We start from the raw sequence: 6,839 nt of genomic DNA, 5'->3' as shown, positions 1-6,839 counted from the left end.
TTGTAGCTATCCATGTTTCGGCAATGAAAGTTTCGGAAGATACATTTAAAACGGATTTATTTGGTTGGTTTTCAGGGAATTTCTATGAGACACTTTCTCGAGCTTCAGTCCCTATTTTTATCATGATAAGTGGTGCTCTTCTTTTAAATGACAATCGCCCGCTTACAACAACTCAATTTTTAAAGAAACGACTTAGTAAAATAGTGATTCCATTGGTGGCATGGAGTTTCATTTATTATGTTGTAATGATTTATAACGGTTCTAAAGTTTTTTCAATTAAAGAGTTTATATATAAATTTTCTACTGATAGTCTTGCTGGCCACCTTTGGTTTATGTATACAATATTAGGATTATATTTAATTACACCTCTATTGAAAATTCTTGTTCGAAATGCAACAAAGAGAGACGTAGAGTATTTTTTAGGGCTATGGATATTTGCTTCAATTATTCTAAAACTTATGGTTTATCTTGTTGGATTTAGTTTTTCAATTGAGCTGTTTTTTGTAACAAAATTTGTCGGTTATTTCGTATTGGGATATTATTTATTTAAATATCAAATAACTCAGAAAAATATTATTTTTTCCCAAATTGCATTGGTCATTGGTTTGTTAGGAACATTCTTATTAACCTATTACGGTACAACTAATAACGATGGAAAACTTGATCAGTATTGGTATGAATATCATTCGATTACTGTCTTCATGATATCAGTAGGGATATTCACTTTATTTAAAGACATTTTGTTTAAAGCGAAACAGGATATTAATTCTAAACTAAATTGGTTTAGCCAAGCTAGCTTTGGTATCTACTTAGTCCACCTGTTGGTTCTTAATACTCTATTGTCCGCGATAATTGGAAAAGTTTGGGATCACATTCATCCAATCATTGGTATTCCTATAAATGTTGCAATCGTAATTATTATGAGTGCGATCATTACATTTATTATTCAAAAAATACCTGTCTTGAAAAACATAGTTCCATAAAAAATTTGCTTAATTATTATAAGAAAAAGACATTCATGAAATTAGAATGTCTTTTTCTTTTTTTTATGGCTTGTTTACTTTCTCGCTTAATTTTATAAAAAAGAAGGAATCTGCACCCATTCGTGGGTGAGCGGGCAATCCTCCGAATGAGCCAAGTGGAAGATAAATGGCGCATCGATTTAACAGGGCATATTGTATTTATGTTGTGGCATCGATTCACTAAAAGAAATTATTTTAATACTTTTTTCAGAACTTAACTAAAAATTATAATATTTAATTGATTTCTTGCAACTTAATAACTAGATAGTTCGTACTAATAAATAGAGAGAGAAGGGGGGAAGGAATATGAAGCAAAATATTCACTGGTTTTTCGCATTACTTATCTTATTAATATTTAGTTTTATCCCATTAACAGAAGCATCTGCAGCACCTTCGCTGGACGTCAAAGCGACCGCTGGTTATCAAAATAAAATTAAATATGGGAAGGGATTGCCTCTTACAATTACCGTGGTAAATTCAGGAGATGAATTTTCTGGGGATTTAGTCATTGATTATTCCGAATCATATGGAGTTGGATCAGCAAAAGCAATTCCTCTGACCATTGGAAAAGGAGAAACTAAAACACTCAATTTAGCTTTACCTGGATTATCTGAAGAGATGAATTATAACTCAACCTATCAGATGTTCTATTTTTACGAAGGTGGCTGGAAAGAAGGAAAAGACATTCCTTATAAAGGTAATAAAAATGTCACAACCTCTTCATTTAGTCCGGATACCATCTTTTTACTAACATTATCTGAAAGCGCAGATCGATTGCGGGCTTTATCCACGATGAAATTATCAGGAATTGGCGAAGGCTCTCAAATTATCCATTTAGGACAAATAAAAGACTATCAATTTCCTACTGATAAAGCAGCATATGACCTTGCTAATTATTTAGTCATTGATGAGTATGTGTTGGCTGATTTAGAAGAGGCACAACAACAAGCTATTCTAAACTGGGTTCAAACAGGTGGGATAATACTTGTGGGTGCATCTAACAATACAAGTGCAGAACTAGGCTTATTGTCTGAGCAATTACCATTAACATTGTCGGATGAAAGAAAAACATTAAAAGCCGAGACATTAACTGCTTTTGCTAGCAACAAAGAATTTACAGAAGATGTATCATTTTTTGGCTCTAAAGTTAATGATGGTTCTCGGATTCTTTTGAAATCTGAAAACGATGCAGTCGTAGCTATGAAATCTATAGGTACTGGGGCCATTATCCAAACGGCTTTTTCTTTAGGTGACGAGCCATTGTCAAAACAAGCCAATTACACATTCCTACTATCGGAATTTATGAAGAATGCAAATGGCGGTTCTGTAAATCAAATGAATATGAATTATGGGGAAAATTTTAAAGAACAAATGACTTACGAAGTGGGTCAAACAAATGAATTATTTCCATCGTTTCAAGTCTCAACTCCATTAATGATTGGCATTGTTATCATCTATATTATTTTGATTGGACCTTTATTGTATTTCTTATTAAAGAGAAAAGATAAGCGTGAACATGCTTGGTGGATTATTCCGGCTATTTCGATTGTTACTTCTGCAGCAATTTTCGCTTATGGAGCGAAAGATCGTCTCGTTCGACCGCAAATTCAGCAAGTAAGTTTTTATGAAGTACAAGAAGATGAAAGTCTTTCAGGGTACTATGTAGAAACTTTATTGTCTAACCGAAGTGGTGATTTCACATTTGAATCGGAAGAAGGAACAACAATGGTTTCTTCTCGACGAAACTCATTTTCAGGGAATTCTACTGGAAGTGCAATGGCTATGTCAATATTGCAGGAGCAAGCAAATAGTGATCAACTAACTGTGCGTGATGTTGGATATTGGTCTGTTTCTTCTGTTCTTGGAGAGTCTTCAATTAAGGATGTTGGAAACTTTGTCATTGATTTGACGGTTGAGAGCGGAATTGTTCGTGGGACTGTTAAGAATGAGTTTCCATTTGCACTTAAAGATGTTGCCATTTGGTCAGGTACAAAAATGATTGAACTTGGTGATTTAGGACCAAACGAATCTATTCAAGTCAATGAGCCAATTGGTTCCGCCCTTTTATTACCCATCGGTGTGCCTACAAGCTCTCAAAACATGGGGTATTCCACAACGATGAATGCTAGTGATTTACCAATCGAACGTAAGAACAGTTTGATACGTATGTCACAAATGAGGGGTAATCAATCTACCGAACCCGCGATTGTTGCACATACAGAAGATCCAATAGTTCCGATAAAATTAACGGATTCTCGGGCTGAAATGTCTGCAATCAATGTCGTATACCAATCGTTTTCTCCTGAGACTATTTTTAGTGGGGAATTCACACTCCCAGCAACGTCCTTAGAAATTGATGTTATTCCAGAAGATTTAACAGGTTACTATGAGCAAATGGGCGAAAGTAAGTTTGAATGGATAATGTCGAGCGGGATGTATTCGTATGAATGGAAAATACCTAAAAATGTCCCACTTGATAAAGTGAAATGGACAGAATTACAACTTGCTAATACAGATACTTCTTCGATTACTATTGAAATTTATAATGTTTCTAAAAAGGCTTTTGAAGAAGTAAACAGCGGAAGATTTTCAATTAAGGAAAATGTTGAACAATACATTTCAAGCGATGGGAAAGTTCAGTTTAAAGTGAACAAACAAGCTTCAAATGGCGATGACTATACACGTTTACCAGAATTGCGTTTAAAAGGGGAGGTCCAAAAATGATTGAAATTAAAGGGCTTACCAAAAAATACGGCTCATTTTATGCCTTAAACGATTTGAATTTAACGTTAAGTGAAGGCACTGTTTTCGGGTTTGTAGGAGCCAATGGAGCTGGGAAATCTACGACATTTTCTATATTAGCTACTCTTTTACAACCAACCGCTGGGGATGCGTTTATTAATGGGAAAAGTGTGAAAACTGATTCTCATGAAGTTCGTAAACTTATCGGTTATATGCCAGATTTTTTTGGTGTATATGATCAGTTGAAAGCGGATGAATATCTAGATTTTTATGGTGCAAGTTATGGAATTCCAGAAGCAAAAAGAAAAGAACTCATTCCACAACTTTTAGAACTAGTGAACTTATCACATAAAAGATATGAGTATGTAGATTTACTATCTCGAGGAATGAAACAACGCTTATGTTTAGCTAGAGCATTGATTCATGATCCACAAGTGTTGATTTTAGATGAACCTGCCTCTGGACTAGATCCACGTGCGCGTGTAGAGATGCGAGATATCTTAAGACAATTAAAAGGCATGGGTAAAACTATACTTATTTCTTCACACATTTTACCTGAACTAGCTGAAATGTGTGATGAGATTGGGGTAATTGACGGTGGTAAACTTATCGCGCATGGTTCAGTATCAGATATACAAGCTCAATTAAAAGGAGAACGACTAATTACAGTTAAATTAAAAGGTTTGACTGATCGAGCTGTTCGTTACTTTGAAGAAGATCCTTTTGTTAGCGGTATTGAAGAATTTCCTGACAAACATATTATTACATTCAAATACCGAGGTTCAGAAGATGATCAAATGCGTTTATTAAAACATGCCTTAGACGAAAATTTATTCATTTTGTCATTTGCAGAACAAGAAACGGATTTAGAGGATGTCTTTATGGAAATCACAAAAGGAGTGGAGACTGTATGAGAGTGAATGTTAATAATCCTGTACTCGTCAAAGAAGTTAAGCTCCGCTTCAGGTCGATGAAGAGTTTTATAGGTATCTTATTTTACCTAATTGCCATGAGCATTTTCGTATTTGGTTTTATTTTTCTAACCACAGCGTTTAGCGGAACTGGATTTTTTAGACCGGAGGAAAGTTTCTTCTTATTTGGTTTACTCACATATATTCAGCTGGGGCTAATTTTGTTTATTACTCCAGGATTAACTGCGGGGACCATAAGTACGGAACGAGAAAAACAAACATTGAATATTCTATTGACAACTTCTCAAAGTTCGATGCAAATTATTTTAGGGAAATTGTCTTCGTCTATAGCATTTTTAGTGCTTATGTTAATCGCAGGATTACCAATTTATAGTTTAGTGTTCTTATTTGGTGGGATATCACCAGGACAATTAGGTTTGATTTTCTTGTTCTTCTTCTTAACCATGTTTACTGTGGGCAGTATCGGCGTGATGTTCTCCACTATAACTAGGAAGACGATTGTATCAATGATTGCTACTTATGGAACGATGATTTTTCTAGCAGGAGTTACAGCATTTTTCTTTATGATAGCTGTTCAAGTAAACATGATGGGTCAAGGAATTACAACAAATCCATTACCACTTGCTCATTTTTGGGCTAGTATTAATCCAGGAATATTAATATTCACATTATTAAATCCAAGTACTGAGAACATGGTAAGCGAAGCAACGAAAATTGAGTTCCCGGTATGGGCTGGATACACTATTTTTTATCTATTGTTAGCTGTTACCGCTATTGCAATTTCAATTAAAAAATTACGTGTCAATATGAAACGAACAAAATAAGGAGGCTAAAGACATGAATAACCGAGCGAGAATACTACAGTTTGTCAATAAAGTTCATGGTCGTTTGATTAGTGAACATCTGTTTCGAGTTCTGCAAACAGCACTTAGTTTTGGATTTATTCTTACTGTCATTGTATACGGTACATCTCGGTTATTTGTCTTTCCTTATTTCCAATTATGGGCTCTAGGATCAGGAGCATTAGGTTTTGTAGGACTCTTCGCTTGGGGAGTAATGACCAAACCTTCGTATTCGTCATCACTGCATCAATTTGATCAATACTTTCCTGAAAACATATTGTTGACTTCCTTGCATGCTGGTGGAGATGAATCGGGATTACTAGAATCTCTGCGTGAAAAAACAGCACAAACAGTAAACCCTTCTTTTGATTTGTTCAAACTGCGAAAAAAACATTTATGGCGTTTCAAATCTCTTATTGGTATTGGAGTAGCGAGTGTTCTACTACTTGCATTAATTGCTTTCCCATCCACGACTCAATTACTCGCAAAAGACATCGAAATGGAAAAAGAAGTAGTGGAGAAAATGAAAAAAGAAGTAGCAAAAACGATAAAGAAAACTGCGCCTGCGAAGTTAAAAAAAGAACTTCAGCAATTAGAAAAGAATTTAGCAAAAACAGAAACGACCGAAGAAGCACTTCGTGAGTTAGTTAAAAAACAGAAAGAACTTCAATTACGCGAACAAAAATTGCTTGCAAAACAGCAGGCTGCTAACAAATCTGGAAACGGTAAAAACGGCTTAACGGCATCTGAAAAAGAAGAATTAGCTGCTTTGACAGCAGCGACAAAAGATCTTGCAGATCAGGCAGGAGAAACCCAAACAGCGTTAAGTAAATTAGGGAAAACATCTGATAATTCAAATGAAACAGCTTTTGGGCAAGCAAATCCATCAAACTCAAACCAAAATAGCAGCCAGACTGGATCACAAGGAACTAGTCAAGGTCAAGCATCGAACGGCAATCAAACTCCTTCTAGTCCAGCTCAAGGACAAGGCCAAGCTCAAGGTCAAGCTCAAGGTCAAGGACAAGGCCAAGGTCAAGCTCAAGGTCAAGTTCAAGGCCAAGGACAGGGTCAAGGCCAAGGCCAAGGACAAGGACAGGGTCAAGGCCAAGGCCAAGGTCAAGGACAAGGACAAGGTCAAGGACAAGGACAGGGTCAAGGACAAGGCGGTCAAGGACAGTCAGCGGGCGGTTTACAAGGTGGACTGGGTTCAGGTAGTCGAGATTTATTATCTGTACCATCAAGACTTGGTGGATCTAGTGATTCCACAGTAGATAGTGGAAAAATGGGAGAAGGATCTTCAG

Annotated in this window: 5 protein-coding genes; all 5 read left to right on the top strand. The window is 36.0% G+C overall.

Translation table 11 applies throughout. The features are described from left to right. A partial coding sequence (locus WBG45_RS11535) for an acyltransferase (RefSeq protein WP_424414699.1) occupies positions 1-983 on the top strand: 983 nt, incomplete at its 5' end. A gap of 345 nt (positions 984-1,328) precedes the next feature. Further along, entirely contained in the window at positions 1,329-3,746 is a 2,418-nt protein-coding gene (locus tag WBG45_RS11530) for a hypothetical protein (protein WP_424414698.1), read from the top strand. Beyond that, positions 3,743-4,678 (top strand): ATP-binding cassette domain-containing protein, encoded by a 936-nt coding sequence (locus tag WBG45_RS11525; protein WP_424414696.1) that lies wholly within the window; start codon positions 3,743-3,745, stop codon positions 4,676-4,678. The genes WBG45_RS11530 and WBG45_RS11525 overlap by 4 nt, the downstream gene beginning before the upstream one ends. Further along, a complete protein-coding gene (locus tag WBG45_RS11520) occupies positions 4,675-5,520 on the top strand; it encodes an ABC transporter permease (protein ID WP_424414694.1) in 846 nt (281 codons plus the stop codon). Before WBG45_RS11525 ends, WBG45_RS11520 begins: the two co-directional genes overlap by 4 nt. A gap of 13 nt (positions 5,521-5,533) precedes the next feature. Next, the coding region (locus WBG45_RS11515; protein ID WP_424414692.1) for a hypothetical protein at positions 5,534-6,839 on the top strand (1,306 nt) is incomplete at its 3' end.

This window comes from Paenisporosarcina sp. (genome assembly GCF_049671445.1).
Lineage (GTDB): Bacteria > Bacillota > Bacilli > Bacillales_A > Planococcaceae > Paenisporosarcina.
The sequence above is the reverse complement of the archived record's forward strand: the minus strand, read 5'-3'. Positions and strand labels throughout refer to the sequence as shown.

Coding starts and splice junctions, on each gene's coding strand:
- WBG45_RS11530 (WP_424414698.1), top strand. CDS start 1,329: ATGAAGCAAAATATTCACTGGTTTTTCGCATTACTTATCTTATTAATA.
- WBG45_RS11520 (WP_424414694.1), top strand. CDS start 4,675: ATGAGAGTGAATGTTAATAATCCTGTACTCGTCAAAGAAGTTAAGCTC.
- WBG45_RS11525 (WP_424414696.1), top strand. CDS start 3,743: ATGATTGAAATTAAAGGGCTTACCAAAAAATACGGCTCATTTTATGCC.